This is a genomic window from Streptomyces boncukensis, assembly GCF_011045075.1.
In the GTDB taxonomy this organism is placed as follows: Bacteria; Actinomycetota; Actinomycetes; order Streptomycetales; family Streptomycetaceae; genus Streptomyces; species Streptomyces boncukensis.
In genome coordinates, this window is the sequence record NZ_JAAKZZ010000930.1 from 1 (window position 1) to 1547 (window position 1547).

Genomic DNA, 1547 nt, shown 5'->3' on the forward strand with positions numbered 1-1547 from the left:
GACCGGCGCTGACGGAGCGGGAGCGCGAGGTCCTGGGGCTGATCGCGGACGGGCGCTCCAACCGCGAGATCGCCCGCTCCCTGGTGCTCTCCGAGAAGACCGTCAAGACCCACGTCTCGAACATCCTGATGAAGCTCGACCTGGCCGACCGCACCCAGGCGGCCCTCTGGGCGGTTCGTCACGGAGTGACTGGCTGAGATTCATACTGTCGTGTGGTCGTTTCCTCATTCGCGCATCCCCGCGGACCGTGGCCCCGTTCTGCATGGCGTGCCGCGGCGGTAGGCCGCGGCACCGTCGCAAGGAGGGTCAAGAAAGTGAAGAACCTGAAGAGGGCCGCCGCCGTCACCATCGCCGCGGGGAGCGTCGTCGTCGCGGGTGCGGGCGTCGCCGCCGCGTCCGGTGGGCACGGTCCGCAGGCGCACGGCCACGCCAACGAGTCCCCGGGCATCGCCTCGGGGAACGTGGTCCAGGTCCCCGTCACCGTTCCGCTGAACGTCAGCGGCAACAACATCAGCGCGGTGGGCATCCTCAACCCGGTCTTCGGCAACAGCGCCGTCAACCACTGACGTTGGTCTGCCGATTGGGCTGAACGGGCGGATGGCGCGGGCGGCCCGTGTCATCCGCCGGGCTCGGGCGTTGCCCAGCGTGCGGCGCCCTCCGCGAGGGGGCCGCGGCACTCCAGGAGGAACATCCCCCGTGAACGCCGCCGGGCTGGTTGCGCTCGCGTCGGCTCGGCGAACCCCGGTCGGGTTCCCGTGTGCGTCGGCGGGCGGGTGACCCGGCGCCCCTCCAGGGAGCGGCAGGCCCCGCGGATCACCCGGTCCGCGGGGCCTGCCGCTTTCCGGACACGCCGCCCCCCCCGGACGGCCGGTCCCGTCACCCCTCCCGCTCGCGCCGCCGCTCCACCTCCTCCGCGTACGCGTTGTACGCCGCCACCTGGGCCCGCCGGGCCGTACGCTCCACCGGCCGCAGCACCTCGGCGCGCGCCGCGATCTGCGAGGCGCTCACCGCCCCGCCGTGTGCGCGCCCGTCCCCGCCGTCGTCCCGCGCGATGGCCAGCAACGCGCCCACCCGCTGGGCCAGTTCGAGCACCCGTACGGCCCGGGGCGGATAGCCGGGCGCCAGCAGCGCCCGCCCGGCCTCGGCACGCGCCCGGTACGCCTCCAGCGCCGCGTCGGCCACCGGCCCCGAACCGGCCACATCCAGCTGGGCGAGGGCGCCGGTCGCCTCCCGCAGCGCCTCCGCCAGCTCCCGCTCCGCCTCGCCCAGCGAGGGCACATCGGCGGGCGGCGCCTCCCGTACGGGCAGGCACTCCCACAGCACCTCGCGGTGCACGTCCGCACGGTCGGCGCCGTCCCCGGGGCCCGCCTCGGTCACCGCCGGTACGAGCCCGATCCCGGCGCCCTGCGCCAGCACCGCCTCACCGGCCTCCAGCGCGCGGGCGTTGAACTCCGGCGGACCGCTCAGCCCCAGCGGGTGCCCCGGCGCGGGCAGCGCCACCAGCAGGCTCGTCGCCCCCAGCGCCCGCAGCCGCCCCAGCGCCACCG

3 protein-coding genes are annotated in these 1547 nt (G+C 75.8%); 2 read left to right on the forward strand and 1 reads right to left on the reverse strand.

The features are described 5' to 3' along the window. Both G5C65_RS37075 and G5C65_RS37080 read left to right on the forward strand, forming a co-directional pair. A partial coding sequence (locus G5C65_RS37075) for a response regulator transcription factor (RefSeq protein ID WP_165303430.1) occupies nt 1-197 on the forward strand: 197 nt, incomplete at its 5' end. A 117-nt stretch (nt 198-314) separates the two neighbouring features. Further along, complete coding sequence (locus tag G5C65_RS37080; protein WP_165303431.1) at nt 315-566, forward strand: chaplin family protein; 252 nt, start codon at nt 315-317, stop codon at nt 564-566. 310 nt (nt 567-876) lie between these two features. On the opposite strand, the gene G5C65_RS38795 is transcribed toward G5C65_RS37080, so the two are convergent. Beyond that, nucleotides 877-1547 (reverse strand): hypothetical protein (locus G5C65_RS38795; RefSeq protein ID WP_206442697.1); only part of this gene is annotated, 671 nt, incomplete at its 5' end.